The sequence below is a fragment of the Actinotalea alkalitolerans genome (assembly GCF_023369855.1).
GTDB lineage: Bacteria > Actinomycetota > Actinomycetes > Actinomycetales > Cellulomonadaceae > Actinotalea.
Window position 1 is genome coordinate 18,534 of the sequence record NZ_JAMBPP010000008.1, and the last position, 26,299, is coordinate 44,832.

At 72.7% G+C, this 26,299-nt stretch carries 25 protein-coding genes; 12 read left to right on the plus strand and 13 right to left on the minus strand.

Features of this window, described 5'->3' with window-relative positions:
• Positions 1 to 13: 13 nt before the first annotated feature.
• The 7 genes from M1R94_RS11235 to M1R94_RS11260 all read right to left on the minus strand — a co-directional run bounded on the left by M1R94_RS11235 (position 14) and on the right by M1R94_RS11260 (position 6,184).
• Positions 14 to 1,651 carry a DUF6297 family protein gene (locus tag M1R94_RS11235; RefSeq protein ID WP_249381791.1) on the minus strand — a complete coding sequence of 546 codons (1,638 nt, stop codon included), beginning with the start codon at positions 1,649 to 1,651 and terminating at the stop codon, positions 14 to 16.
• Complete coding sequence (locus M1R94_RS11240) at positions 1,648 to 2,346, minus strand: ABC transporter ATP-binding protein (protein ID WP_249381792.1); 699 nt, start codon at positions 2,344 to 2,346, stop codon at positions 1,648 to 1,650. The genes M1R94_RS11235 and M1R94_RS11240 overlap by 4 nt, the downstream gene beginning before the upstream one ends.
• Before the next feature lie 46 nt (positions 2,347 to 2,392).
• A complete protein-coding gene (locus M1R94_RS11245) occupies positions 2,393 to 3,835 on the minus strand; it encodes an MFS transporter (RefSeq protein ID WP_249381793.1) in 1,443 nt (480 codons plus the stop codon).
• A gap of 97 nt (positions 3,836 to 3,932) precedes the next feature.
• Positions 3,933 to 4,448: a hypothetical protein gene (locus M1R94_RS11250; protein ID WP_249381794.1), complete on the minus strand. Its 516-nt coding sequence runs from the start codon at positions 4,446 to 4,448 to the stop codon at positions 3,933 to 3,935.
• Positions 4,449 to 4,538: 90 nt separating this feature from the next.
• Positions 4,539 to 4,670 (minus strand): hypothetical protein, encoded by a 132-nt coding sequence (locus tag M1R94_RS20380; protein ID WP_283253289.1) that lies wholly within the window; start codon positions 4,668 to 4,670, stop codon positions 4,539 to 4,541.
• A gap of 150 nt (positions 4,671 to 4,820) precedes the next feature.
• The gene (locus tag M1R94_RS11255; RefSeq protein WP_249381795.1) at positions 4,821 to 5,360 is read right to left on the minus strand and encodes a flavodoxin domain-containing protein; all 540 of its coding nucleotides are present in this window, start codon (positions 5,358 to 5,360) and stop codon (positions 4,821 to 4,823) included.
• The gene (locus tag M1R94_RS11260) at positions 5,357 to 6,184 is read right to left on the minus strand and encodes a hypothetical protein (protein WP_249381796.1); all 828 of its coding nucleotides are present in this window, start codon (positions 6,182 to 6,184) and stop codon (positions 5,357 to 5,359) included. The genes M1R94_RS11255 and M1R94_RS11260 overlap by 4 nt, the downstream gene beginning before the upstream one ends.
• Positions 6,185 to 6,498: 314 nt before the next feature.
• On the opposite strand from M1R94_RS11260, the gene M1R94_RS11265 reads away from it, so the two are divergent.
• From M1R94_RS11265 to M1R94_RS11280, 4 genes are all read left to right on the plus strand, one after another.
• Positions 6,499 to 8,901, plus strand: coding sequence for a right-handed parallel beta-helix repeat-containing protein (locus M1R94_RS11265; RefSeq protein WP_249381797.1), 2,403 nt, complete (start codon positions 6,499 to 6,501; stop codon positions 8,899 to 8,901).
• A 202-nt stretch (positions 8,902 to 9,103) separates the two neighbouring features.
• On the plus strand, positions 9,104 to 10,669 hold the full coding sequence (locus M1R94_RS11270; protein WP_249381798.1) for a histidine kinase N-terminal 7TM domain-containing diguanylate cyclase: 1,566 nt from the start codon (positions 9,104 to 9,106) through the stop codon (positions 10,667 to 10,669).
• Between the two features lie 95 nt (positions 10,670 to 10,764).
• Positions 10,765 to 11,748, plus strand: coding sequence for an arsenic resistance protein (locus tag M1R94_RS11275; RefSeq protein WP_249381799.1), 984 nt, complete (start codon positions 10,765 to 10,767; stop codon positions 11,746 to 11,748).
• A gap of 191 nt (positions 11,749 to 11,939) precedes the next feature.
• Entirely contained in the window at positions 11,940 to 12,818 is an 879-nt protein-coding gene (locus tag M1R94_RS11280) for a peptidoglycan-binding domain-containing protein (RefSeq protein WP_249381800.1), read from the plus strand.
• A gap of 205 nt (positions 12,819 to 13,023) precedes the next feature.
• On the opposite strand, the gene M1R94_RS11285 is transcribed toward M1R94_RS11280, so the two are convergent.
• Positions 13,024 to 13,995 (minus strand): sensor domain-containing diguanylate cyclase, encoded by a 972-nt coding sequence (locus M1R94_RS11285; protein WP_249381801.1) that lies wholly within the window; start codon positions 13,993 to 13,995, stop codon positions 13,024 to 13,026.
• Between the two features lie 165 nt (positions 13,996 to 14,160).
• On the opposite strand from M1R94_RS11285, the gene M1R94_RS11290 reads away from it, so the two are divergent.
• Both M1R94_RS11290 and M1R94_RS11295 read left to right on the plus strand, forming a co-directional pair.
• Positions 14,161 to 14,703: a GNAT family N-acetyltransferase gene (locus tag M1R94_RS11290; protein WP_249381802.1), complete on the plus strand. Its 543-nt coding sequence runs from the start codon at positions 14,161 to 14,163 to the stop codon at positions 14,701 to 14,703.
• 103 nt (positions 14,704 to 14,806) lie between these two features.
• Positions 14,807 to 15,631 (plus strand): CAP domain-containing protein, encoded by an 825-nt coding sequence (locus M1R94_RS11295; protein ID WP_249381803.1) that lies wholly within the window; start codon positions 14,807 to 14,809, stop codon positions 15,629 to 15,631.
• 70 nt (positions 15,632 to 15,701) lie between these two features.
• Here the strand turns inward: M1R94_RS11295 and M1R94_RS11300 are convergent, their stop codons facing one another.
• The 4 genes from M1R94_RS11300 to M1R94_RS11315 form a co-directional block, all read right to left on the minus strand.
• The gene (locus tag M1R94_RS11300; protein ID WP_249381804.1) at positions 15,702 to 15,905 is read right to left on the minus strand and encodes a hypothetical protein; all 204 of its coding nucleotides are present in this window, start codon (positions 15,903 to 15,905) and stop codon (positions 15,702 to 15,704) included.
• A gap of 21 nt (positions 15,906 to 15,926) precedes the next feature.
• Positions 15,927 to 17,591, minus strand: a complete 1,665-nt coding sequence (locus tag M1R94_RS11305; RefSeq protein WP_308199903.1) for a bifunctional 3'-5' exonuclease/DNA polymerase — start codon at positions 17,589 to 17,591, stop codon at positions 15,927 to 15,929.
• 52 nt (positions 17,592 to 17,643) lie between these two features.
• Positions 17,644 to 17,913 carry a hypothetical protein gene (locus M1R94_RS11310; RefSeq protein WP_249381805.1) on the minus strand — a complete coding sequence of 90 codons (270 nt, stop codon included), beginning with the start codon at positions 17,911 to 17,913 and terminating at the stop codon, positions 17,644 to 17,646.
• An 83-nt stretch (positions 17,914 to 17,996) separates the two neighbouring features.
• Complete coding sequence (locus tag M1R94_RS11315) at positions 17,997 to 18,458, minus strand: hypothetical protein (RefSeq protein ID WP_249381806.1); 462 nt, start codon at positions 18,456 to 18,458, stop codon at positions 17,997 to 17,999.
• Between the two features lie 237 nt (positions 18,459 to 18,695).
• Between M1R94_RS11315 and M1R94_RS11320 the strand changes: the two genes are divergently transcribed.
• The 6 genes from M1R94_RS11320 to rbsD all read left to right on the plus strand — a co-directional run bounded on the left by M1R94_RS11320 (position 18,696) and on the right by rbsD (position 24,705).
• Positions 18,696 to 19,706 carry a LacI family DNA-binding transcriptional regulator gene (locus M1R94_RS11320; protein WP_249381807.1) on the plus strand — a complete coding sequence of 337 codons (1,011 nt, stop codon included), beginning with the start codon at positions 18,696 to 18,698 and terminating at the stop codon, positions 19,704 to 19,706.
• Complete coding sequence (locus M1R94_RS11325) at positions 19,703 to 21,250, plus strand: sugar ABC transporter ATP-binding protein (protein ID WP_249381808.1); 1,548 nt, start codon at positions 19,703 to 19,705, stop codon at positions 21,248 to 21,250. The genes M1R94_RS11320 and M1R94_RS11325 overlap by 4 nt, the downstream gene beginning before the upstream one ends.
• On the plus strand, positions 21,240 to 22,253 hold the full coding sequence (locus M1R94_RS11330; protein ID WP_308199904.1) for an ABC transporter permease: 1,014 nt from the start codon (positions 21,240 to 21,242) through the stop codon (positions 22,251 to 22,253). Before M1R94_RS11325 ends, M1R94_RS11330 begins: the two co-directional genes overlap by 11 nt.
• Positions 22,254 to 22,352: 99 nt before the next feature.
• Positions 22,353 to 23,303 carry a substrate-binding domain-containing protein gene (locus M1R94_RS11335; RefSeq protein ID WP_249381809.1) on the plus strand — a complete coding sequence of 317 codons (951 nt, stop codon included), beginning with the start codon at positions 22,353 to 22,355 and terminating at the stop codon, positions 23,301 to 23,303.
• Between the two features lie 95 nt (positions 23,304 to 23,398).
• Positions 23,399 to 24,319, plus strand: coding sequence for a ribokinase (locus M1R94_RS11340; RefSeq protein WP_249381810.1), 921 nt, complete (start codon positions 23,399 to 23,401; stop codon positions 24,317 to 24,319).
• Complete coding sequence (gene rbsD / locus M1R94_RS11345) at positions 24,316 to 24,705, plus strand: D-ribose pyranase (RefSeq protein WP_249381811.1); 390 nt, start codon at positions 24,316 to 24,318, stop codon at positions 24,703 to 24,705. The genes M1R94_RS11340 and rbsD overlap by 4 nt, the downstream gene beginning before the upstream one ends.
• Positions 24,706 to 24,749: 44 nt before the next feature.
• Here the strand turns inward: rbsD and M1R94_RS11350 are convergent, their stop codons facing one another.
• On the minus strand, positions 24,750 to 26,273 hold the full coding sequence (locus tag M1R94_RS11350; RefSeq protein WP_249381812.1) for an AAA family ATPase: 1,524 nt from the start codon (positions 26,271 to 26,273) through the stop codon (positions 24,750 to 24,752).
• Between the last annotated feature and the right edge of the window lie 26 nt (positions 26,274 to 26,299).

The window sequence follows — 26,299 nt, forward strand, 5'->3', positions numbered from 1 at the left end:
CGACCCGGGCGCGTCAGACCCGCGCGTCCTCGCGTCGTCCGCTGAAGGCGACCAGCCCGGCGACCCCGAGGGCCGAGAACCCCCACTGGACGACCACCAGCGACGGGGTGAACGTCCCGAGGAACAGGGCGAGTGCTGTCGGCAGGGTGCACACCAGTGCGAGGTCCAGCCCGCGCAGCAGACCGCCGGTGGGCGGCATGCCTCCCATCGGGGTCGAGATCGGGACCTTGCCCCAGTTGGGTGGGGGCCGGTAGGCGCTGCGCAGGGCGGCAGCCGCGAGGACAGCGGCCCAGGCGGGGACCAGCGCGAACCACCACAGCGACTCCTCGCTGCTGATCGACCCGCCACCGCCGAGCCCCTCGACGGCCAGGGAGCCCATCACCACCAGCCCCCAGGTGGCTGCGGTGATCAGCGGGACGCTCCCGCGCACCAGGCGGGCGTCGCGGGCCGAGAGCGGCATCAGACGGTCCAGCACGGGTGCCATCTCGGCGTGACGTGCCCCGGCCGCCGCGGCGTTGACGGCCCAGAACCCGGTGAGCAGCAGGGTTCCGTACAGGGCCAGGCTGCCGTCGAGCACCGGCACGCGGACCAGCGCCACCCCGAGCAGCAGCGCGACGGCGAGCTGGGCGATCTGCCGGGGGGTGCGCGCCAGCAGGACGACGTCGGCGGTGAGGATCGCGCGGCGAGGCCCGCCGGGTGACAGCGCGAGGGAGCGTGCCCGCCGGGGTCGCAGCGAGCTGGTGGTCAGGGCACGGCTCAGCTCGCGCAGGTCCAGGGACAGCACCGCGGACAGGGCGCGCGTCCCCACCGACCCGTGCGAGCGCAGCTGGGTCCCGGTGAGCTGGTCGCTGCGTCGCTCGGCGTACCAGGTGCCCACCACGGCCGCCACGGCCAACGGCCCGGCGAGCCACCAGGCGGAGCCCAGCCCCCAGGTGAGCGTCGCGAGCGGGCTCGTGGGCGACCCGGTGGTCAGGGCCAGCGCGGCGACGCCGACGGTCGAGACCAGCATGGTGACCTCGCCGACGACGGCGACCGTGCGGCTCGTGGACGCCTCGGGCCGGGTCGACGGCGTGGGCCGGCTCGCGCTGCGGGTGGGGTGCCACGACTGCAGCAGCAGCGCTGCTGCGGCGAGCGCCCCGAAGGTCGCCCCTCCCACGGCCGCCCACCCCAGCAGCCGCTGCGCGGTGATCGGGGAGCCGAACCCGACCACGACGAGCGGGGCGATGACGGTCCCTGCCAGGGCGGCGCTGAGCGGCCAGCGCAGCACGGTGGGTCGCAGCAGCCCGCGTCGGTCGACGGGCATCGGCAGCCACCAGGACGCGCCGCCCCCGCCGACCCCGACGGGTCCGAGGCGTCCGGCGAGGCTGAGCAGCCCGCCCGCGGCGGCCAGCACGACCAGGGCGGCCGGGAGTTCGCTGTCGACCAGCCGCGCGGGCCCTCCGGCGTCGGGCACCGAGCCGCCGATCGCGGAGGCGATACCCAGCACGAACGTCGCGCACAGCCCGACGGTGACGATGACGTACCAGACCTCGGAGACCACGTGGCCGAGGCCGCGGCCCTCACGGGCGGCCTCGATCTGGGAGGTGAGCTGGCGGACGCGTCGCCCGGTCGGGACCCGCTCGGGGTCGGCGGTGACGGTGGGGTGGCTCACCGCGCCTCGGCGTTCATCGCGGCGACGGCCGCCTGGGTGCGCAGGCGACGGCACCTCACCTCGTCCACCAGGACGGCGTCGGCCCCCAGGGCGGTCAGCAGGTACGGGTCGTGGGTGGCCAGGAGGACGCCCCGGCCCGCCTCGGCCTCGGCGCGCAGCAGACCCGCGAGGGAGGTGCGCATCGCCGAGTCGAGACGCTGCTCGGGCTCGTCGAGGACCAGCAGGTCCCGCGGGCGCACGAACGCCGCGGCGAGCAGCAGGCGCCGACGCTGACCCGACGACAGCGCCGACGGGACGACCTGGGACTGGCTGGTCAGCCCGAAGGTGGTCATGATCCGGTCCACCGTGGAGGAGGTGCCGACCACGCCGTGCCCGGCCGCGGTGAGCAGCAGGTGCTCGCGGGTGGTCAGCCCCGGGAACCAGGCGTCGTCGTCGAGCACCCCGGCGACGCGGCCGCGGAAGTCGGCGGACCGTTCGTCGACGTCACGGTTCAGCACCTTGAGGGTGCCGGCGAGGGGTTCGAGCAGTCCCAGCACGGCGCGCAGAACGGTGGACTTCCCGGAGCCGTTCGGGCCGATGAGCGCGAGCACCTGGCCGGGGCGCAGGGTCAGGTCGACCGGCGCGCAGACCGCCTCCCCGCTGTACCCGACCCGCAGCCCGGTCGCACGGATGAGGGGCGGGGCCTGGGTGCTCACCCGCTGAACCCTACGGCTCAGGCCTTGCCGGGCGTGGTGCCCCTCGTCACGGACGCGGGATCTCCAGGCCCCGGAGCGCCTCGGCGGGCAGCGCGCGAGGCGGGATGGGTTCGACCCGGACCGGCAGCAGCAGGACCAGGCCGACCGCGAGGACCAGGACGATGCCGAGGATGCCCCAGTACTGCGCCTGCGCGACGGCGATGAACGTCGAGAACGCGAGCGGTGTCACGAAGCTGGCCGCCCGGCCCGTGGTCGCGTAGAGGCCGAAGATCTCGCTCTCGCGGCCCGGTGGGATCACGCGGCAGAGCAGGGAGCGGCTCGCGGACTGCGCGGGCCCGACGAAGACGCACAGCAGGAGGCCGAACACCCAGAACACGCCCTGCCCGCCGTCGTGCCACACGAACACCGCCAGGCCGGCCGCGATCAGCCCGACGAGCGATCCGACGATCACCCGCTTGGGGCCGAGAGCGTCGTCCAGCAGGCCGGCGAGGAACGTCGAGATGCCCGCCACGACGTTGGCGACGATCGCGAAGACCACGACCTCGCTCGCGCTGAACCCGAAGGTCACCGAGGCGATGACGGCACCGAAGGTGAACACCCCGGCCAACCCGTCGCGGTACACGGCGCTGGCGATGAGGAACCGGAGCGTGGGTCGCGAGTGGCGCCACAGCCCCACGACGTCCCGGCCCAGGCGCCGGTAGGACTCGACCACGCTCACGGGCGGGCGGCTGCTGCTCTGCGGGACCTCGGGCACCGCGAGCAGCACCGGGACCGCGAAGGCCCCGAACCAGAGGGCCGCCACGAGCACCGAGATGCGGATGTCCATCCCGTCCTCGCCGGTCACGCCGAACCAACCGACCTCGGGGTTGATGAACCCGACGAACAGGATGAGCAGCAGCACGATGCCGCCGATGTAGCCGGCGCCCCAGCCGACCGCGCTGACCCGTCCCATCGAGCTGGGGGAGCTGATCTGCGCGAGCATCGCGTTGTAGTTGACCGACGCGAGCTCGAACGCGATGTTGGCGAGCGCGAGCAGGGTGATGCCGAGCAGCAGGTTGAAGGTCAACGACTCCGGGTCGGGGCGGACCAGCACCATCGCTGCGCTCAGGGCGACCGTGACCCCGGTGTGGATGCCGAGCCACCGCTTGCGCCGACCGGCGTCATCGGCCCGCGCACCCAGGACGGGGGCGAGCACCGCGATGACCAGTCCGCCGATGGCCAGGCCCCAGCCGAGCCACGCCGAGTGCTCGGCGAGCGTGACCGACAGGGCCGCGGACGCGGGACCGCCCGCGGTGCCCTCCGCCTGCGCGGCCGTGACGAGCACGGGGTCGACGAAGGCCTCGCTGGTGATCCAGCGGGTGAAGACGAACGTCGTGATGACGGCGTTGAAGGCCGCCGACCCCCAGTCCCACAGCGACCAGGCGACGATCCGCCGACGCGGGTACCTCGCACGCAGGCTTGCGGGGGACACGGCCGCGTCGGTGGTCACGCGCGCATCGTACGGTCGCGGTGACGTCGGTGGCAGACCCGTGGGCGGGTGGAACGCACTCGACACCGCGAGTTCGCCCGCCGGCCACCGAAGCCGTTCAGCCCCGGTCGGTAGCCCCGGTGGTCGGGGCGGGTCGGGTGAGCTCGACGAGTGCGGGGTCGGGGGTGCGGCCCAGAGCGGTGGACGCGCGGACGGCGAGGGTCGCTGCGCGAGTCTGGCGCGGGGAGGGCGAAGCCGAGGGCGCCGCGGCTGACGGACGCACCGGTGCGGGCTCGCGGGTGGGTGCGTGCGCGGGCTCGGGCGCGCGCGCTACCGCCGACGTCGCGGCGAGCACCACCTCGGCGACGGTGCCGACCATGGGGGCGTCGGCCGGTTGGAGGATCTCCGCGTCGAGCAGCTCCCCGAGCGTCGCCAGGCCGGCCTCGGCCCGCACCGGGTGGTCGGAGGTGGCGGTCTCGACCGCCCAGCGCAGCGTCCGCAGCGTCTCCTCACGGCGGCGCCACACGTCACGCTCCTCGTCACCGCGCCGCACCACCCAGTGCCCGAGCATCACCGCCACGAAGGACAGCAGCGGTGTGCCCACCACGACGAAGATCGCCAGCTCGGTCGACATGGTGCGCCCCTCCGCGTCCTGCACGCGCCGTCCTGTGCCGGACGACGTCGTGCTCCCGACCCTAGGCGCGACCGCCGACGACGCGAGCGCTCACGCTGGGGTGAGCGAGGGTTCCTCGCTGCTCTGCACGATGACCACGACCATGGCGAGCTCGGCGACCCAGGTCATGTCCACCCCACCCTCGGGGTCGATGCGTCGCTGCCTCAGCTCGACGATGCGCATGGGATGGCCTCCTTCGCGGGGACAGGTCAGGCGGGACTACCAGGGCCTCAGGCGGGGGCCACCAGGCACCACTCGTTGCCCTCGGGGTCGAGCAGCACCTGGAAGGACCCGGCCTGGCTGAGGCGGTGTGGGTTCGTGGGGTCCACCGGTTCAGGAGGAGTCACTCAGGAGGTGGGTCGCGATCTCTTCGGCCCACGCGGTGATGCTGTCCCACTCGCGGAAGTCGCCGACGGGAAAGCTGTCGCGGGCGGCGGGCAGGTGTCGGGTCAGTCGTTCGCCGATGCCGATCGGGGGTGCCTGCGGGTCGTAGGCCCCGAAGAAGACCTGCTCACCGCGGGTGTTCAGCAAGGCGGTGAGCTCGTCGAACTCCTTGGGGCGGGTAGCGGCGAGGACGTCATTGCCTTCGTCGTCCACGCGGTCGGTACCCAGGGGCCCGCTGCTGAACAGCCAGACCGGCCGAGCAGCGAGCTCGGCGTGGTTCCGCTTGGCGAAGCGCACCGCGGGCTTGAGCCAGTGGAACATGTAGGCCGCTCCGCCGAGGACGACCGCGTCGTAGTCGTCGAGGTTCTTCACGTCGTCGACAGCCTTGGCTTCGGCAGAGAGGCCCTGGTCGGTGAGGGTGGAGGCGATGCGTTCAGCGATCCCGGCCGTGGCCCCGTGCCGGGTGGCGTAGGCGACCAAGACGTTCATGAGCTTGTCCCTTCTGGTGTGTCAGCGTGTCGGTGCATGCGGTCGAGCTCCCCCTGGCCGACGAAGAGGACGCCCCAGGCGATGGCGGCGACCCCGCCGTAGATGCCGAGAGAGCCGGTGGCTCGAGGCAGGAGCACTGATGAGGCACCGACGATGACGGCACTCGTACCGGCACTCCACAGCGGCAGCCGCCAGCCGTCGATCCTCCAAGCAGCCAGTGTCGCGAGAGCCGGTACCGCCAGGCCGGTGGCCGCGAGCTCTGCGATCCGGTCTCCGTGAGCGCACTGTCCCAGGAAGCATGAAGGGCCGGACTCCAAGGCGGCGGCGAGCATCGTGGCTGCGTAGCCGACGCCCCCGGCTGCAGCGAGCAGGGCCAGCCCTGCACCGGTTCTGCTCGGGTTCCGCGTGTGGATCAGTCCCCGTCTCTGCGGGTGCAGCAGCAGGAGCGCGACCGCCGCGGCTGTCAGGACCACACCCCCGAGCAGGGGTTCGACCCGGCCCCCCAACAGTCCGCACAGCGCCAGGGCCGTGGCGGCGAGCAGGCTCTGCCCGACCCCTGCAGCGGGAGGTTGTCGCCGAAGCTGGCTAGCGAACCCGGCCCCGATCATCGCGCCCAGGGCGAAGAAGCCCAGATCACCCACCGGCGTCGTCTCGGTGTAGTCGGGATCCACGACCCACAGCCTCACCGTGAGCACGGTCACCGCCACGAAGAGGGGCACGACGAGGATCGTCCACAGTGCCGCCCACGCCACGCGGGCCCGGCGCGCCCAGAGATGTCGGCTCGCGCGAGTCTGCCCACTGTCGAGCGCTGCAGGGGCCCGCATGTGCGCATCCTCATGGGTCCGGAGGGACCGGTAATCCCATTCGATCACGACGGCGATGGGCTGTCGAGGGCCACTTCCAGCCCGGGATCGAGCCTCCACGGTGGCGGCCGACTGGGGGTCGACTGGTGGATGCGGGTGGGCTTGATGACGGCGGCCACAAGTGATCCCGAGCTGCTACGGCGCACGACGGCCTCTCTGGGGTCTCGCGGGGTGACTGCTTGACCGCCCCCGACATCCCCTCGTACGGTGACGATGCTCAAGCCGGTAACCGCTTTCCCGATCCGGCTCATGACCACGACGAAGTGAGAAGAGCAATGGTGACCATCAGTCCACCCCTGCCCCGACGCGCCCTCGCGGCAGTCATGTCCACCGCCCTCGCCGCCACCGGAGTCGCCCTCGCGGCCGCGCCAGCGGTCGCCGAGGAGCACCTCACCTGGCAGGCCATCACCTTCGGCCAGTCCACCGACCTGAGCTTCGCCTCGAACGTGCTCCCCGAGAAGGTCGGCACCAACGTCGCGATCCCCGAGAACCCCGGCAGCATCGAGGGGGAGATCTTCCTCGAGAGCCGCGGCGGCAAGCTCGCCCCCGGCCACGACGGCCTGACGTTCTACTACGTCGACATCGACCCGCGCGAGCACAACTTCGTGCTCGAGGCCGACGTCATCGTCGACCAGCTCGGCCCGGAGACCGGCGCGAACCCCAACGGCCAGGAGGGCGCTGGGCTCATGGTGCGCGACCTCAACGGCGGACCCCGTCAGGACCCGATGCTGCCCGGCTTCGAGGAGGTCCCCGCGGCCTCCAACCTCGCCGGCGTCTCGATGATGCGCCACGGCGTCAGCCCGATCATCCGCACCGGTGTCGAGGTGCCGTGGGGCAACGCCGGCTCCTCCTGGACGGCGGCAGGCTTCACCAGCGGCTCGCAGTACACCGTGCCGCGCGGCACCCCGGTCACGATGCGCCTCGAGCGCACCGACACCTCGTTCGTCATGTCCACCACGTTCACCCACCTGCCCGAGCCGGAGACCTTCGAGCGGGTCCTCCAGGGAGCGGACTGGGTCCAGGACATCGACCCCGAGAACATGACGGTGGGCTTCTTCGCCGCACGCAACGCCGCGGTGCGCATCACGAACGCGAGCCTGACCCTCAGTGCGGCCGACACCCAGCCGCGCGTCGTCACGCCGCCACCCGCACCGGCAGCCTCGTTGACCCTCCTGTCACCCCCGCACTCGGGGAGCACCGCCTACGACGTGCGCACCCGCACCAACGACGACGGGCACCTGTCGGTCACCGTCGGCGGGCAGCCGGTCGTGCTCGACCAGCCGGTCGAGGCCGGCACGATCGACGTGCACCCGGTGACCCTCGAGGTCGGGCAGACGGCGGTCAGTGCCACCTTCACCCCGACGGGTGCCCCGGACGTCACGCCGATCACGCGTGAGCAGAGCGTGACCGTTCGCGAGCTCGCCGACGGTGACCTCCACGTCACCACGGACGGCACCGCCGAGGGCGACGGCTCTGCCGAAGCACCGCTCGACCTGCACACCGCGGTCCAGTACGTCCTGCCGGGTCAGCGCGTCGTCCTGGGCGGCGGCACCTACACACCGACCTCCACGCTGAACATCTCGGCCCCCTACTCCGGGCTCGAGGACGCGCCCAAGACGCTCATCGCGGCCGAGGGCGAGGACGTGGTCATCGACGGCCGGGGCAGCCTCCCACAGGTGGTGCGGCTCGATGCCGACCACTGGCACGTGCAGGGCTTCCGCATCACCGCCGCGGCCAGCAACGCGCTGCGCATGTCCGGCTCGCACAACGTGGTCGAGCAGATGCTCTTCAACCACAACGGCGACTCAGGCTTCCAGATGACCGGCTCGGGCAGCGACCCGGCGCTGTGGCCCTCGCACAACCTCATCCTGAACTCCGAGTCCCACGACAACCGCGACGCGGGCAACATCAACGCCGACGGCTTCGCGGCCAAGCTCGGTGTGGGCGAGGGGAACGTCTTCCGCGGGAACGTCGCGCACCACAACATCGACGACGGCTGGGACCTGTACAACCGCACCAACGAGGGCGCGAACATGCCCATCGTGCTCGACGGGAACATCGCCTACTCCAACGGCAAGCTGTCCGACGGGTTCAACGAGGACTCCGCCATCGGCGTGGGCTTCAAGCTCGGTGGGGAGGGCCTCCCGGTGGATCACGTGGTGATCAACAACCTGGCCTTCGACAACAACATGGACGGGTTCTCGGACAACTTCAACCCCGGTCGGCTCGAGGTCCGCAACAACACGTCGGTCGACAACAAGCGGTTCAACTACATCTTCCGGATCAACCCGTACGTCACCTCCGACGAGCAAGGCGTGTTCCGGAACAACCTGTCCGTGCGCACCGACGGGCAGGGGGCGGCCGACTTCGTCTCGGGCGACGTGGACGCCAGCAACTTCTTCTACGACGGCTCGGTGACCACCAACGGCGCGATCACAGCGACCAGCCGCGACTTCGTCAGCCTGACCGCGCCCGCCACCTACCTGCGGGACGCCGAGGGCTCCATCGAGTGGGGCGACTACACCCGCCTGCACAAGCGCTCCCAGCTCAACCGCGCCGGGGACGACGGCGGCCATGTCGGGGTCCTGGAAGCAGGGCACCCCGGCAAGCGACCACCGCATGCCGGGAAGCCGCCGCACGCGGGGCCGCCTCCGCACGCCGGGCGCCCTGACCTCTGACGCCCTCCAGGGCACCTGACGGACCCCGCGCCCGCCACGCTCACCGCGTGCCGCGCGCGGGGCCCGTCGTCGTCGGCTCCGGGACGCCGACGTCCTGGCCCTGGTCCTGGTGAGTGCACCTCCGCGCACGACCAGAGACCGCCGTGCTCTCAAGAGGACGTGACAGCGGTCGATCAGAGGAGAGGTGCCGAGGAGGGATCACATGACGCACACGATCGAGCTGATCTCGATCGCCACCGCTGTGATCGCGCTCGGGACCGGGCTGGTGCAGCTGCGCCGCCGGAAGGAGTCCGACCTCGCGGCGCCGCTGGCGATGGTCATGTTCGGGGGCGGGATCTGGGCGGCGACCCACTCCGTCGCCGTGCTCGCCGACGTCGAGGTCGTCAAGGTCGTGGCGACGTACCTGCGCTTCCCCGGGGTCGTCGCACTCGTGGTTGCCGGGCTCTGGTACTGCGCCGTCCTCGCCGGTCAGCGCGCCGTGCCGACCCGTCGCGTCGTCGGCCTGCTCTCCATCCAGCCCGCCCTGATGGTCGTCGCCGTCCTCACCGACGGCCTGCACCGCCAGATCTTCAGCAGGATCGGATACGCCGACGGCATGTTCGTCATCGACTACGGCATCGGCTTCTGGGTCCACACCGCCTACAGCTACTCGATCCTGGCGCTGGGACTGCTGCTGCTCGTCCGTGGCCTCTGGTACTCCGTGGCCGGGCACCGCAAGGTGCTGGTGCTGGCTCTGCTGTCCATGCTCGTGCCGATCTTCGGCAACGCCATCTCGATCAGTCGCCCGGAGGGCACCGAGGCGTTCGACCTGACGCCGGTCCTGTTCCTCGTCACAGCCGGGTTCTGGTCCTGGATCGAGCGGTACCGGACCGAGTACCGGTCCGTGCCGGTCTCCACGAACGACGTCCTGACCGCACTGGGTGACGCGGTCACCGTCCTGGACGCCCGAGGGCGGATCCTGCAGGTCAACCCGGCTGCCCTGGCGCTCCTGACGCGATCGGGCGCCCCTCGCGTCATCGGTCTGCCGTGGCAGGACGTCGTCCCGCACGACATCGCCCGGGCCCTCGACGGGGTGGACCGGCGCACCGTGACCACCCCGACCGGCGAGGTCCTGGACATCCGGATCACCCGCCTCGCCGTGGACAGCGGACGCTCCCGAGGCTCGGTGGTCGTCATCCGCGACGTGACGGAGCTGGAGCAGCTGCGGGCCGAGCTCGCCGAGCTCGCCATCCGGGACGCCCTCACCGGCCTCTACAACCGGCGCCACCTGGAGGCGGGGCTGCGACGCGCCGTCGACGAGGCGGCCGACGCCGGGGAGCCGCTCGCGGTGGTGCTGCTCGACATCGACCGCTTCAAGCTGGTCAACGACACCTACGGGCACGCTGTCGGGGACGAGGTGCTGATCGACGTCGCGCACGGGCTGCAGCGGGCGGTCCGCCCGCAGGACGTGGTTGCCCGCCTCGGTGGTGAGGAGTTCGTCGTCCTGCTCCCGCGGACGTCCGCGGAGATGGCCCGGAACCGCGCCGAGCGCTGGCGCACGACGTGCGCGACCCGGCAGGTGCGCACGCAGGCCGGGGAGCTCCAGGTCACGGTGAGCGCAGGTGTCGCCGAGCTGTGGCCGGGGGCTACGGCGGCCGAGCTCCTCGACCACGCCGACCGTGCCCTCTACGCGGCCAAGGCCGGTGGGCGCAACCGGGTCGAGATGCCCGAGCAGAGCGTCGCGGGGGCGCAGGCACCGGACGCGGGGTCCGTAGCGCAGGTGCCGTGAGAGGCGTGACGTCGACGGGCAACGTGGCACTGACGGGCAGACGGGCAGGGCATGCTTGCCCGCATGGGTGAGGAGCCGCAGCGAGGGCTGGTCTCGTGAGCGGGCAGCTGGACCGGCTGACGGTGGAGCGCCGGCAGGTGTGGGTCTACGCCGGTGCCATCGCGGTGGGCCTGGCGTTGGGCAGTGTGGCGCCGGGCCTGGGCGCTGTCGCCGAGGTGCTGCTGTGGCCGGTGCTGGCCGTGCTGCTGTACTCCACGTTCGTCCAGGTGCCCCTGCTGCACCTGCTGGCTGCCGCGCGCGACCTCCGGTTCACCGGCGCCACCGTGCTCGGGAACTTCGTGATCCTGCCGCTGGTCGTGTGGGCGGTGGTGTCGTTCCTGCCCGCCGACCCTGCGATCCGGCTGGGCGTGCTCCTGGTGCTGCTGGTGCCGTGCACGGACTGGTTCATCAGCTTCACCCAGATCGCCCGGGGTGACGTCTCCCGGGCCATCGCGGTGACCCCCGTGAACCTCGTGCTGCAGCTGCTGCTGCTTCCCGCGTACCTGCTGCTCATGGCACGCGAGGAGGTCAGCGGCCTGGTGTCGGTCGAGGTGGTCGCCCCTGCGCTGCTCATCGTGGTGGTCCCCCTGATCGCCGCTGCGGTCACCGAGCGCTGGGTCGAGGCCCGACCCGAGCGTCAGGTGGTGCGTGACCGGTTGTCCTGGGCGCCGGTCCCGCTGCTCGCCTGTGTGGTCTTCCTGATCGCCACCGCTCAGGTCGAGACGGTGCGCGGCTCGCTGGACGTGCTGCCCGTCGTCGTCCCCGTCTTCGTCGCCTTCCTCGTGGCCGCAGTGATCACCGCGAAGCTGCTCGCGGTGACCCTGTCCCTTCCTCCCGACCAGGGGCGGACGCTCGCCTTCGGGCTGGGTACCCGGAACTCGTTCGTCGTGCTGCCGTTCGCGCTCGCACTGCCCGAGGGGTTCGAGGTGGTCGCCGTCGTCATCGTCGTGCAGTCCCTCGTGGAGCTGCTCGGCATGACCTTCTTCGTGTGGTGGATCCCCCGCGTCTTCAGGACCGACCGGCGCGGGCGTCGACCGTGACGCGCTGACCGCAGGCCGGTTCGAGGTGCGACCGGTCGGTCACCGAGCCGTGCAGCGTGAACTGCACCTCGGACCGCACCTGGGGCCGTTGTCGAGCGGGTCCGGAGCGGGGAGGCTCGTGCGGACCGAGCGGTGCAGGACGGCGGCGCGGGTCGTCGCGGTCCGCTGCGGGCGGCCGAGGGGAGCGCAGGATGTCCACGGTGAAGCAGGGGTCCAAGGGTCCGCAGGTGCGGGCGGTGCAGACCCGTCTCCATGAGCTCGGGTTGCTGACCGACGCGCCGGACGGGATCTTCGGCCCACGGACCGCTGCTGCGGTCAGGGCGTTCCAGCAGCAGCAGGGCCTCGGTGTCGACGGCATCGTCGGCCCGCAGACGCGCGCCGCTCTGGGCCTGGCGGCCGGAGGTTCGGGCGGCGGCTCGTCAGGCTCGGGTGGCGGCTCGTCACCCGCGAGCACCGGACGAGCGCCCGGCCTGCCCGACTGGGTGCGGGACGCCGGGCCGCGGCGCGGCGCGTTCGACGACGTCACCCGGCGGGCGGAGAGCGCGCACCTGGGGGCCACCTTCGTCAGGGTCTGCCAGCAGATGGCCCTGACCGAGAGCGGTGCGACGTACGGCCTGCCCGCCCACACGTTCAACAACCTCCCGCCCGATCAGCGGCCCCCGGGCAAGGGGCTCATCACTGCCTGGGGCGTGTTCCAGTACAACCGTGACGCCTGGACGGGGCGCGTCCCCGGTGCTGAGCGCCGGGCGAAGCGCTCCTGGGTGCCGCGGGGATCCGCGGGATGCGAGGCGGCCGACGGTTGCGTGTACCCGTGGGACGTCACCGAGCACGAGGAGATCGCGATCCCGATCGAGCACTTCGCGCGCACGTTCCGGGAGATCCGCGACGCCGGGGGCGACGACGAGGCCGCCGCGATGGGGATCAGGATCCGCCACAAGAGCCCGGGTGTCGCGTACAGGCAGTACCTCGACGTGGGCAGGGAACGAGGGTTCGAGGCGGCGTTCGCGGGGCTGGACCAGAAGATGCAGGCGTCGATCCGGCGGTTCGTCGAGCAGATGAACAGCTTGTAGGAGTGGTGGCGAGTTGCGTCGAGGGCGCTCAGCGGGTGCGACCGGGCCCGGTGTTGTGGGTGTGGTCGCGGCGACCAGCACCCCGAGCCGACCCGCGCCGAGTACTACTGCTGGTTGTGCGTGGTGATTCTGACGCTCGTGCTGCCGGAGCGGCGTTTGCGGCCCCTCGGGTTCTGGTGACCTACGAGACCGTCGTCGCGCTGCCTCACCTCGTGCCTTCCGAACCATGCCCCGGCGCATTCTTCCAGAACTCCTCCTTCGGCGTCTCAGGGCGAGAGCCAGCCCTCGTCGCTTCGTGCCGTGGGCTATCGCGCTCACGTCCCTCGCGGGAGGTGCGCTTCGAGCGGTACATCGCCGCATCCGCACGGCGCAGCGCGTCGTCGAGATCCTCGTCTGGACCCACCATGACAGAGCCGACGCTCGCGCTCACCGTGACTGGCTTGTCGTCGACCAGGGTCATCACCGGCGGCATGGACGCCAAGCGGGTTTCCAGAGCTCGCAAGGCCTGCGCCCCCTGGACCGGGGTGCAGAGCACCACGAACTCGTCACCCCCGATGCGGCACACCGTGTCCGAGCCTCGCATCTGGCCCCGCAGTCGACGACCGGCCTCGATCAGGACGCGATCGCCGACGTCATGGCCGTAGGTGTCGTTGACCGCCTTGAAATCGTCGAGGTCGACGTACAGCAGGCCCACCCCGTCGCCATCGCGGGCCTGGCGGCGCTGCGAGTCCCTGAGGTGCTCGCTCAGCGCCCGGCGGTTCCCCAGTCCCGTCAGTGGGTCCTCCACCGCGGCCATGCGCAGCTCCTGCTCCAGGGCATGCCGTGCCGTGAGGTCCACCACCTGAACGATGAGGTGCAGGGGCGTGCCGTCGTTGTCGCGGACCAGCACCACGGACAGCTGACAGGAGAGCCAGTACCCCGACACGTGCGACAACCGGCGATCGATCAGTCGCCGCTCGTCCGTTCCTGGCAACCAGCCGGCGAGCAGGTCGCCGTCGCGGTCGCGCTCGTCGGGATGCATCACCCCCTGCAGGCGCGCCGCCATCAGGTGCGCCTTGGTGACACCGAGCAGGTCGCAGAGAGCGGCGTTGACCTCGAGCAGGCCGCCGTCAGGCCGAAGGATGGCGATGCCGATCGGGGCGTTGTCAAAGGTCAGGCGCAGGGACCGCTCGGTCACCGCTAGCCGGTGGCGTGCCTCGTCTGCTCTGATCCGGCACATGCTCGCAGGGAACTGTGCGGCGCTGGCAATCAACCGCTCGGTATGGGGAGCCCTGAGGGACGTGTCGGCCTGCCGACCAAGGTCGCCCCCACGCCCCGCCGCCCCGCCTGCAACACTTCCCCGATGCCGCCCGACACCGGCCCCACCCCGGACCTCCTCCTCCGCCCCCTCACCGTCGCGGACGAGCACGATGCCCTTGCCGCGCATCGTGAGCTCGAGGCTGAGGACTTCCCGTTCCTGCTGGTCGCCGTCCCCGGTGAGCCCTGGGATCGCTTCGTCCGGCGGGTCGAGGACGAGCGTGCGGGCCGTGACCTCCCAGACGGTTGGGTGCCCGCAACCTTCCTGGTCGCCGAGGTCGACGGGGTGATCGTCGGGCGGGTATCCATCCGGCACCGCCTCAACGATCACCTGGAGCAGGTCGGTGGGCACATCGGGTACGCGGTGCTCCCGGGCTGCCGGGGTCGGGGGTACGCCACCGCGATGCTGCGTCACGCGCTGACGGTGGCCCGTGATGTAGGCGTCGACCGGGTGCTGCTGACCTGTGACGACGACAACCTCGGCTCGGCACGTGTGATCGAGCGTTGCGGCGGGGTCCTGGAGGACACGGTCGCCGTCCCGGGGTCGGACGTCCCCAAGCGGCGCTACTGGGCGCCGACGTCGCCCTGACAGGACGTGAACGTCCGATCATGGTTCCCGGAGTCGGCGTGCCGATGCCCGATTCCGCGTACCTTGGGCCGGTCCGTCCCGCGACCTCGAGGAGAACTCCCGCATGTCGGTGGCCACCCGTACCGCAGCGTCCCGTGCACGACGACGTGCCGTGCTCACCCCCGCGCTCGGGGCGGTCGTGGTCCTCCTCCCGATCCTCGCGGGATGCACCGAGTCCGCGACGGACAGCACGGCGTCGGTCGAGCAACCGCTGGTCGAGGACGTGCGACCCGAGCCCACCGCCGACTCGCTCGAGGACGAGCCCACCGCCACCGACGACCCGGCAGAGACCGACGAGGCCGCCGAGACAGCCGAGGGCGAGGAGGGGGCCGACACCGCGGACGCCGGTGACACCCCGCCTGCGGCCGACCCCGCACCCCAGCCCCCGGCCGAGGCCGCTCCGCCCGCCGAGCCGGCACCCGTGCCCGCCCCGGCACCCGCCCCCGCCCCGGCACCAGAACCCCCGCCCGCACCCGCGCCGTCGGCCATCGTGTCGGCCGAGTCGCAGGTCGAGGCACGCCTGGTCGAGCTCGCGAACGCCGCCCGGGCCGCCGAGGGCCTCGGGGCACTGACCCGCGACTCGCGCATCGACACCGTGGCGCGCACCTGGTCCCAGCACCTCGCCGCCGGCGGTCTCTCGCTCGCGCACAACCCCTCGTTCGCGGACGAGTACCCGGCGGGGTGGCGGGCGGCCGGGGAGAACGTCGCCTGGATCAAGGACGGCGGCACGCTGTCCCCCGGGGAGGTCGCGCAGCGGATGCACGACGGCTGGATGGCCTCGAGCGGCCACCGCGCCAACATCCTCGGGCAGTACACGACCCTCGGCATCGGGGTGGCCCACCACCCCGACCACGGCTGGTACCTCACCCAGAACTTCGCGACCTACTGACGCCGGGCTGCGCTGGCCCACCCGGCAGAGGACGCTGGCCAACCCGGCAGACGACGCAGGGCTGTGCGGCCTACAGGCCGAGCCGGTGCTCGGTGCCCGGGCGGTGGCGCCACGCGGCGCCCACCATCGTGACGGCGGTGATCCCCGCGACGATCGTGAGCGCGACCCCGTCGACGGCCGTGCCCTGGGCCAGCGCCATCAGGTAGACGGCTGCCAGGCACGCCACCGCTGTCACTCCACCGGTCACGAGCACCGCACGCAAGGTCCTGGTCATGGCAGCACCGTAGACCGCCTCTCAGTCCGCCTCGTCGTAGGCGTCGACCACCGACACGTCGAGGGTGAACTCCACGGCCGTGTCCCCGAACAGCAGCCGACCGGCCTCGGTCGCTGCCTCCCGCACCGCCTCGGCGACCTGGGGCGCGACGTCGGCCGGGGTGTGGACCATCACCTCGTCGTGCAGGAAGAACACCAGGTGCGGCCGGCCCTCGATCTCCAGGAGCCGGCGACGCAGCGCGGCCATCCAGCACAGGGCCCACTCCGCGGCAGTGCCCTGGACCACGAAGTTGCGGGTGAAGCGACCCCAGTCGCGGCGACGTCGTCGGGCGACACGGACGTCCTCGGCGTCGGCGCCCTCGCTCACGGCGGCCTGCACCGCGGTGTCCCACACGGGCCCGGGCAGCGGGGACGAGCGACCCAGCCAGGTCGAGACGACGGCGCCGCGCTCACCGTCGCGGGCGGCCGCCTCGACCAGCCCCACGGCGCGGGGGTACGCGCGGGTCAGCTGCGGCATCAGCACCGCGCTGGGACCGGTGGTCGCGCCGTAGATGGCGCCGAGCATCGCGTACTTGGCCTGCTCGCGGGTCTCCACGATCCCGGCGTCCACGACGCCCTGGTACAGATCGGCCTGACGGCCCGCCGCAGCCATCGCCCGGTCCCCCGACATCGCCGCGAGCACCCGGGGCTCGAGCTGGGCGGCGTCGGCGACCACGAGCCGCCAGCCCGGGTCGGCGCGGACCGCCGCGCGGATGCTCGCCGGGAGCTGGAGCGCGCCCCCACCGCTGGTCGCCCACCGTCCGGTGACCACCCCGCCGGGAACGTAGTCGGGACGGTAACGACCGTCGTGCACCCAGGCCTCCATCCAGGCCCAGCCGTTCGCGCTGAGCAGCCGCGCGAGCTTCTTGTACTCCAGCAACGGGGCGACCGCCGGGTGGGTCAGCGCGCGGATCTCGTGGGTGCGGGTCGTGGCGACGTCCAGGCCCGCGGAGCGCAGCCCGCGCAGCAGGTCGGGCTGGGAGTCCAGGTTCAGCGTCGGCTGGTCCAGGGCCGCACGGACCTCCTCGGCGAGGGCCGCGAGCCGCGGGGGGTGGCCCCCGTGGCGCGGGCGCTCGCCCAGCAGGCGGGTCAGCAGCTCGTCGTGGACGCGGGTGCTCCACGGCATGCCGTCGTGCCGCATCTCGGCGGCGATCAGCGCACCGGTGGACTCGGCCGCGAGCAGCAGGCGCAGGCGTCCCGGTTCGGCCGAGCCGTTCACCGCGGCGAGCTGGAGCCGCAGCTCGGTGAGCGCGTCGTGCGCCGGGTCGTCGTCGGCGGGGGGAGCGTCGTCGAAGAGGGTCGCGGCCAGGGGCCGGTGCTCGCCGGGCCGGGGAGCGTCCCAGGGGCCGGGTGCCGCGCGGGCCAGGGTCGAGTCCTGGCAGCGCGCGCTGCGTCGCAGCACCGCGTGGCACAGGCGCAGGTCGTGGCAGCGGGCCACCCTGACCCCCGCGGCCAGCAGCGGCGGGTACCAGCGGGCGGTGTCGTCCCAGACCCAGCGCGGACGCTCGGCCTCACGCGCGGCCACGAGGTCGGGCAGGTCGGCCTGGCGCACGCTCAGCGTGGAGAGGGAGTCACCCGCGTCGGTGATCTCGTGCACCGCGACGGCGCCCGGCCGTGCGGGGTCGTCGAGCAGCACCAGGAAGGACACGCCTCATTGTCGCGGTGACCACCGACTCCGGGCGCCACGCCCGACCGGGGGCTCACGCCTCGGTGAGCAGCGCCTCGGCCTCGGCGACCAGCGACGCGGCGAGCTCGCGCAGCAGACGCTGGCACGTGGCCCAGGCCTGGATCTCCATGTCCCGGCGGCCCTCCGCGTACGCCATCAGGCCACGTTCGAAGGCCACGCACATGGCGCCCTCGGGGTCGTCGATCATCAGGGGTGCGGTCAGGACGAAGCGCTTGGCCCACTCGGCCCCGAAGGACCGCTGGATGCAGTCGAAGGTCTCGACGAACTCCGGGTGCTGGTTCACGTCCATACAGGTCCTATCGGCCGCCGCACAGCCACGTGCAGGCTTTTCACCCGGTGCACGTGGTGACGTGACCGCCCGATGCGCTACAGGGTCGCGCGGACGGTGCGGGCAGCCGCGAACAGGTACACCCCGGCGAGCAGCGGCCCGACGACGTCGAGGACGCTGCGCAGGGTGAGCAGCCCAGCGACGACCTCGATGGTGCCCAGCAGGCACGCGACGATCGCCAACCCGTGCAGGGTGCGCGTCGAGCCCCGGTCGGCCTGCCGTCGGCCGCGCACGGTGAACCAGGCGAGGGGGGCGTAGACGGCCGCGAGGATCACCCCGAACAGCAGGAAGAAGGCGTTGCCGACGGCGTCGGGGCTCCCCAGGTCGCCCGGGAGGACGCCTGTCCCGGCGACCAGGGCGAGCAGCAGCAGGCCGGCTGCGACGGACACGCCGAGCATGTGGAAGGCCAGCAGGACGGTCGACCAGGGGCGATGGGCGCGAGGTGCGGCCCCCGCGTCGTCGCGCACCGGCTCGGGCGGGCGGGTGCTGTCCTCGCTCACAGGACTCCTCGGGTGCTCCTCGGTGACACAGGGTCGCGGCGCAGCCTAGCTGGCGTCCACCCGTCGCTCATCGAGGAGCACGGGTCGGTTCCGGTCCCCTTGACGGGCTCGGGTCGACCTGGGCATACTCGTGTAATCGATCCCATGAAATCGATTACATGGCGACCGACACAGCTCGACCCAGCTCGACCCAGCTCGACCCTCACCCGCAACGAAGCGACCAGGAGCACAGCGTCGATGGCGACCATCAAGGACGTGGCACAGGCGGCGAACGTCTCGACCGCCTCCGTCTCCCGGGTGATGACCGGCCACCCCAGCGTCTCGCCTGCGATGCGCGACAAGGTCATGGCGATCGCCCACGAGCTGAACTTCCGGCCCAACGCGGTGGCCCGCTCGCTGCGAACCACCGGCACCCGCACCCTCGGGCTGGTCGTCTCCGACCTGCTCAACCCGTTCTTCACCGAGCTCGCCCGCGCCGTCGAGGACACCGCCCGCCAGGCCGGGTACTCGGTGATCGTGGGCAACGCCGACGAGGACCCGGACCAGCAGGACCACTACGTGCGGATCCTGCTCGAACGGCAGGTCGACGGGCTGATCGTGGTCCCCACCGCCGTCACCTCGCCCCTGCTCCACGAGGCCGCCGAGCACGCCCACAACCTCGTGCTGGTGGACCGGCCCGCGGCGGACGTCTACGCCCCGATGGTCCTCGCGGACGGGACCCGCGCGATCGACGAGCTCGTGGACCACCTGGTGGCCACCGGACGTCGCGACCTCGCGGTGATCGCCGGCCCCGACCAGGCAGGCACCTCACGCCAGCGCCTCGCCGCGTTCCAGGCCGCGACCGCCCGGCACGGCATGCCGCTCACCGAGCGTCGCATCTGGCGCGGTGACTTCCGCCGGGCCTCGGGACGCGCGGCCATGGCCGACCTGGTCGCCTCGCCCGACCGGCCCGACGCCGTCTTCGTGGCGAACGGGTCGATGGCCCTGGGTGTGCTCGAGCTGCTCGCCGAGCTGGACACCCCGCTGGTGCCCCACGACATCGCCCTGGCCGTCTTCGACGACATGCCGTGGTTCTCCCTGCTGCGCCCCACCCTCACCGCGATCGAGCAGCCCACCGCACGCCTCGGCGAGCGCGCCGTGCACATGCTGCTGGCCCGCATCGCCGGCGAGGACGTGCCCGACGAGACGCTCGACTGCCGGCTGCTGCTGCGCGGGTCGACCCTTCCCCGAGAGGCGGCCCAGCCGTGACCACCCCCCACGCACCCGCGACCGGCAGCCCTGCGACCGGCTCCCCGGTCGAGCTGCTCAGGGTCGACTCGCTGGTCAAGCGCTTCCCCGGGGTCGTTGCCCTGGACGGCGTCTCGTTCGACCTGCACGCCGGCGAGGTCCACGTGCTCCTCGGTGAGAACGGGGCCGGGAAGTCCACCCTGATCAAGTGCCTCGCCGGGGTCTACCAGCCCGACGGCGGCACCATCCACGTCGACGGCGCCCCCGTCCACCTGAGCACCACCGCGCAGGCCGAGGCCCTGGGGATCGCCACGATCCACCAGGAGTTCAACCTCGTGCCCGGCCTGAGCATCGCCGAGAACGTCATGCTCGGTCGACAGCCACGACGCTTCGGCCTCATCGACCCCCGCCGGACGCGCGAGGCCGCCGAGGCAGCGCTCGCCCGCGTCGGGCTCACCATCGACCCGCGCACCCCGGTGAGCACCCTGGGTGTGGCCCGCCAGCAGCTGGTTGAGATCGCCAAGGCCCTGAGCCTGGACGCCCGCATCCTCATCCTCGACGAACCCACCGCGGCACTGTCCGACGAGGAGGTCGACCGCCTGCTGACCCTCATGGCCGACCTGCGCTCAAGCGGCGTCGGCCAGGTCTTCATCTCCCACCACCTCGACGAGATCCGGCGCATCGGCGACCGGGTCACGGTGCTGCGGGACGGCGCCGCGGTCGGCACCGTCCCGGCGAGCACCCCCACCGACGAGCTGGTCCGGATGATGGTCGGACGGTCGATCACCGCGCAGTACCCGCGCGAACGCACCGCGCCACGCGCCGAGCTGCTGCGCGTCGAGGGGCTGACCACCCGCGGCTCGTTCGAGGACGTCTCGCTCACGGTGCACGAGGGCGAGGTCGTCGGGCTGGCCGGGCTCGTGGGCGCAGGGCGCACCGAGGTGCTGCGCGCCGTGTTCGGCGCCGACCGCTACGACTCCGGGACGGTCCACGTCCGCGGACGACGGGTCGCCCGGCACGACGTCCGCTCGGCCATCGCCGCGGGCCTGGGCCTGGTCCCCGAGGACCGCAAGGCGCAGGGCCTGGTGCTCGGGGCGAGCGTCGCAGAGAACCTCGGCCTGGTCGCCCTGCGCGCGGCCAGCCGCGGGGGACTGGTCGACCGGCGCCGCCTGCGGGCCATGGCCACCAGGATCGTGACCGACCTGAGGATCCGCACCCCCGGGATCGGAGCGACCGTCCGCAACCTCTCGGGCGGCAACCAGCAGAAGGTCGTCATGGGCAAGTGGTTCTCGGCCGACCCGGCCGTCCTGCTGCTCGACGAACCGACCCGCGGCGTCGACGTCGGCGCGAAGGTCGAGATCTACCAGCTGATCAACCAGCTCACCGCAGCCGGCCGGGGGGTCCTGCTGGTCTCCTCGGACCTCCCCGAGGTGCTCGGCATGGCCGACCGGGTGCTGGTCATGGCCCAGGGCCGCATCGTCGGCGAGCTCACGCATGAGGAAGCCACCCAGGACGCCGTCATGGCCCTGGCCGTCAAGGAAGTGGAGTCGAGCCGTGCCCACTGAGTCCACCGCACCGCCGTCGTCCGCGACCCGGACCACGCCGTCGGGCGCCGACCGCCTGGGGTCGCTCACCTACCAGGCCCGCACCCTGGCCGGGCAGAACGGTGCGCTCGTCGCCCTGCTGCTGCTCGGCGTGGTGATGGCCCTGATGAGCCCCGTGTTCCTGTCCACGCAGAACCTGCTCAACGTCGGGGTGCAGGCGGCCGTCGTCGCGATCCTGGCCTTCGGCCAGACCTTCGTCATCATCTCGGGCGGCATCGACCTGTCCGTCGGGTCGGTCGCGGCCCTGACCGGCATCGTCACGGGGTTCATGGCCGGGACCTACGGCGTCAACCCGGTGCTCGCGATCGTCCTGGGGATCGGCGCAGGCCTGGCCTGCGGGCTGGTCAACGGGGTGCTCGTGGCCTACGGCCGGCTCCCGGCGTTCATCGCGACCCTCGCGATGCTGTCGGTCGCGCGGGGCCTGGCCCTGGTGCTGTCCGACGGCGTCCCGGTGCCGCAGTCCTCGGCGGTCGCCTGGTTCGGCAGCACCGTGTGGGGCTGGCTCCCCATCCCCGTGGTGATCATGGTCGCGCTGGGGGCGCTCGCGGCGTTCATCCTCAACCGGACCTACACCGGGCGGGCGATCTACGCGATCGGCGGCAACGAGGAGGCGGCCCGCCTCTCGGGGATCAACGTGCGCCGCCAGAAGCTGGTGATCTACGGCCTGGCCAGCAGCTTCGCGGCCGTCGCCGGTCTGGTTCTGGCGGGTCGCCTCGCCTCGGGGCAGCCGCAGGCAGCCGCGGGCTACGAGCTCGACGCGATCGCCGCCGTCGTCATCGGCGGGGCGTCCCTCGCGGGCGGCCAGGGTCGGGCCTTCGGCACCCTGGTCGGCGCCCTCGTGCTGGCCGTGATCCGCAACGGCCTCAACCTGCTCAACGTCTCCTCGTTCTGGCAGCAGGTCGTCATCGGGGCGGTCATCGCCCTCGCCGTGCTGAGCGACACCTTGCGCCGCCGCCGCAGCTGACCCGCCGAGCACCACCGCCCGCACCCTCCGTCCCTCCACGCACCCACCCCACCCCGGGAGCACCGCCCCCGGGGACCGTCCCTGAAGGAAGTGGTTCCGATGAAGAAGCCCACGACCCGCCTCGCCGCCCTCACCCTGGCGGCCGCCCTGGCGCTGACCGCCTGCTCGGCCGACGACGCCGACTCACCCGAGACCGGCGACACCGGCGGCACCGAGACCACCGGTGACGTCTCGATCGGGCTGGCCCTGTCGACCCTGAACAACCCGTTCTTCGTCTCCCTGCGCGACGGCGCCCAGGCGGCCGCCGACGAGGCCGGTGTCGAGCTCGTCGTGACCGACGCCCGCGACGACGCCACGCAGCAGGCCGACCAGGTGCAGAACTTCCTCACCCAGCAGCTCGACGCCGTGCTGATCAACCCGGTCGACTCCGACGCGGCCGGCCCGATCGTCGCACCGCTCGTCACCGGGGACGTCCCCGTGGTCGCCGTGGACCGTGGTGTCAACGGCGCCGAGGTCGACGCCTTCGTGGCCTCCGACAACGTGCTGGGTGGCACCCTCGCCGCCGACGCGCTCGCCGAGGCGATCGGTGAGGAGGGCCAGGTCATCGTCCTGCAGGGCGTGGCCGGGACCTCGGCCTCCCGCGAGCGTGGCCAGGGCTTCACCGAGGGCATCTCCGCCTACCCGGGCATCGAGGTCGTGGCCATGCAGCCGGCCGACTTCGACCGCGCGCAGGGCCTGGACGTGGCCACCAACCTGCTCCAGGCCAACCCCGACGTGGTGGGCATCTTCGCCGAGAACGACGAGATGGCCCTCGGAGCGGTCCAGGCCCTCGGGGCCCGGGCCGGGCAGGACGTCTTCGTGGTCGGCTTCGACGGCACCGACGACGGCATGACGGCGATCGAGGCGGGCACCATGCACGCGTCCGTCGCGCAGCAGCCCGAGGAGCTCGGCCGGGCGGCGGTCGAGGCAGCCCTCGCGCTGATCGCCGGCGACGACGTCGAGGAGACCGTCTCGGTCGAGGTCGTCGCGGTGACCCGCGACAGCATGTGACCCACGGCAGCACCTGACCTGCACCACCACCGGACGGGCGGCCTGCCGCGAGCAGCGGCGGGCCGCCCGCACCCCGCACCACCCAGGAGATCAGCATGAGCACAGCGAGGGTCGTCGTGGTCGGCTCGGCCAACGCCGACGTCGTGGTGGACGTCGACCACCGACCCGCCGACGGCGAGACGGTGCTCGGCTCGGACGCCGTGGTCAGCCCCGGCGGCAAGGGAGCCAACCAGGCGGTCGCCGCCGGCCGGCTCGGTGGGCGGGTGGCCTTCGTCGGCTGCGTCGGCGACGACGCGAACGGCCAGATGCTGCGCGCCTCGATCAGCGGGGCGGGGGTCGACGTGACCGCCCTGCGGACGGTGGACGTCCCCACCGGCACCGCGATCATCCTGATCACCCCCGACGGGGAGAACTCGATCGTGGTGGCCCCGGGGGCCAACCGTCGGGTCGACGAGGCCATGGTCGAGGACCTCGAGTGGGAACGGGGTGACGTGCTGGTGGTCCAGCTCGAGATCCCGCTGCCCACGGTCACCCACCTCGTGCCGCGGGCCCACCGGGCGGGGGCACGGGTGGTCGTCAACGCCGCCCCTGCCGCCCCGCTGCCCCGCGACGTGCTGCAGGCCGCCGACCCGCTCGTGGTCAACGAGTCCGAGGCCGATCTGCTCCTGGGGCGCACCGCGGGGCTGCAGGGCGAGGACGGCGTGGTCCGTGAGCTGCTCGACCTCGGTCCCCGGTCGGTCGTGCTCACCCTCGGCGCGCGAGGGGCCGTCCTCGCCGAGCGTGACCGGAACGGAGCGGTCCGCACGGTGCACGTAGCCGCGCACCGCGTCACCGCGGTCGACACCACCGGGGCCGGGGATGCCTTCGTCGGGGCGCTGTCCCTGGGCCTGGCGCAGGGCGAACCGCTCGACCAGGCCGTCACCCGGGCGACCGCCGTGGCGGCCCACGCCGTCGGACGCCGGGGTGCGCAGGACTCCTACCCGACCGCCGACGAGCTCTCGGGGTCGACCCCATGAAGCGCGACGGCGTCCTCAACGAGGCGCTCGCGGGGGCGCTGGCCCGGCTGGGGCACACCGACCTCGTCGTCGTGGGCGACTGCGGCCTCCCACGGCCGCACGGGGTCCCGGTGGTCGACCTCGCGCTGACCTTCGGGGTGCCGACCTTCGCCCAGGTGATCGATGCCCTGCACCAGGAGATCGTCGTCGAGGGGATCGTCGTCGCGCGGGAGACCTCGACCCACAACCCGGCGGTCGACGACCTGCTGCGGGCGCGGTTCGGCGAGCCCGTCCTGGTCTCGCACGACGAGCTCAAGGAACGGTCCGCCACGGCCCGGCTCTTCGTGCGCACCGGCGAGGCGACCCCGTACGCGAACGTCCTGCTGCGCTGCGGCGTGCCCTTCTGAGGGCGGCCGACCCCTCGCGCCGGCGTCGGACGCGTCGGCCCGGCTCAGCCCTCCGGGACCGACGGTCCTGAGCCGGGAGCGCCACCACCGAGCAGCGTCCGGGTCATCGCGTTGCGCGTCTCGAGCAGCTCGTCCAGGGCGGTGGTCAGGTCGTCCGCGCTCACGGTCGGCAGACGGTCCCCGGCGACCAGGGCCGCCCGCCGCAGCAGCTCCTTGAGGAACGAGGCGGTCACCCCCTCGGTGCGCCGCACGACGTCGTCCGCGGCGCCGTCGGGCAGGGCCAGGCCCCCGCGGTAGAGCTCGACCAGGGCGCGGCGCCCCTCGGCGTCCGGCAGGTGCAGCTCGATGGCCTGGTCGACCCGGCCGGGCCGCGCCGCCAGGGCCGGCTCGAGCAGGTCCGCCCGGTTGGTGGTCAGCACGAAGACGACGTCGGCGTCCTCGGCGAGGCCGTCCATCTCGTTGAGCAGCTGGAACAGCAGCGGGTGCTGACCGGGGTGCATGCCGCGGTCCTCGGCGATGAGGTCGACGTCCTCGATGATCACCATCGACGGGGCCAGGGTGCGCGCCACCGAGCAGGCCTCACCGATCAGGTGCAGGGCGTCGCCCGAGAGCTGGAGCACCGTGGTGCCGTGCAGGCTCGCGGTCAGGTAGCGCACGGTGTGGGTCTTGCCGACGCCGGGCGGCCCGTAGAGCAGCAGCCCGCGCTTGAGGTGCTGGCCCGCGGCCAGGAGTGCCGCCTTGTGCTCGGCCACGCCCACCACCTGGCGCTCGACGGCCGCGATCGTCTGCGTCGGGAGGATGAGCTGCTCGGCGGTGAGGGTCGGGCGCCGGTGGAAGTGCAGCGCGGTCTGCCCGTGGCCGAACATCTCCTGCGCGAAGGACAGCACGTGGCCACGGAAGACGTTGCGCTCGATGGTCGCCGCCCGGATCTCGCGGGCGGCCTCGGGGCCCCGGGTCGGGTCGGTGCTGACGACCTGCACGGTCACCTGGCCGATGCCCGACTCGGGCTCGGCGCCGCGCAGCAGCAGGACGGTCCGGGTCGGGCCGTCGGTGACCAGGTACAGCGCGCACCGGACGCAGGCGCGCACCTCGCCGTCGGGTCCGCAGGGCAGGTTCAGACGGGCGACGTTGCCCGGGCGGGGGCCGTACGGGTCACGCGCCTCCTGCGCGAGCAGGTCACCCAGGCCGAAGGGCCGGTGCTGGAAGCCGACGATCCCCACGACCTTCACCTCGGCGCCGGTCGCGGCGAGCCAGGCGTCCACGCCGGCCTGCACGTTGACGTGCTCGTACGCGGGCCACGACTCCTCGACCACGGGCATCCCGGCGCTGTCCGTCCCGAGGTGCTCCCGCAGGATCGACGTCAGGGTCGTGACCTCACCGGCGCGTGCCGCAGCGACCACACCGCGCACCCCGCGCCGGACGAGACGGCCGACGTCGGCCAGCTCGGGCCGGTCCTGCGGTCCCGTGGCCTGCGGGTCGGACGGTGTGCCCTCTCCCTCGACCGCCGTCGTCGTCGCGAACGACACCCCCGACCTCGGTGCGTGCGCCACCCACGCCTGGTCCTGCATGAAGCCCCCTCGATCGCGTCCTGCGG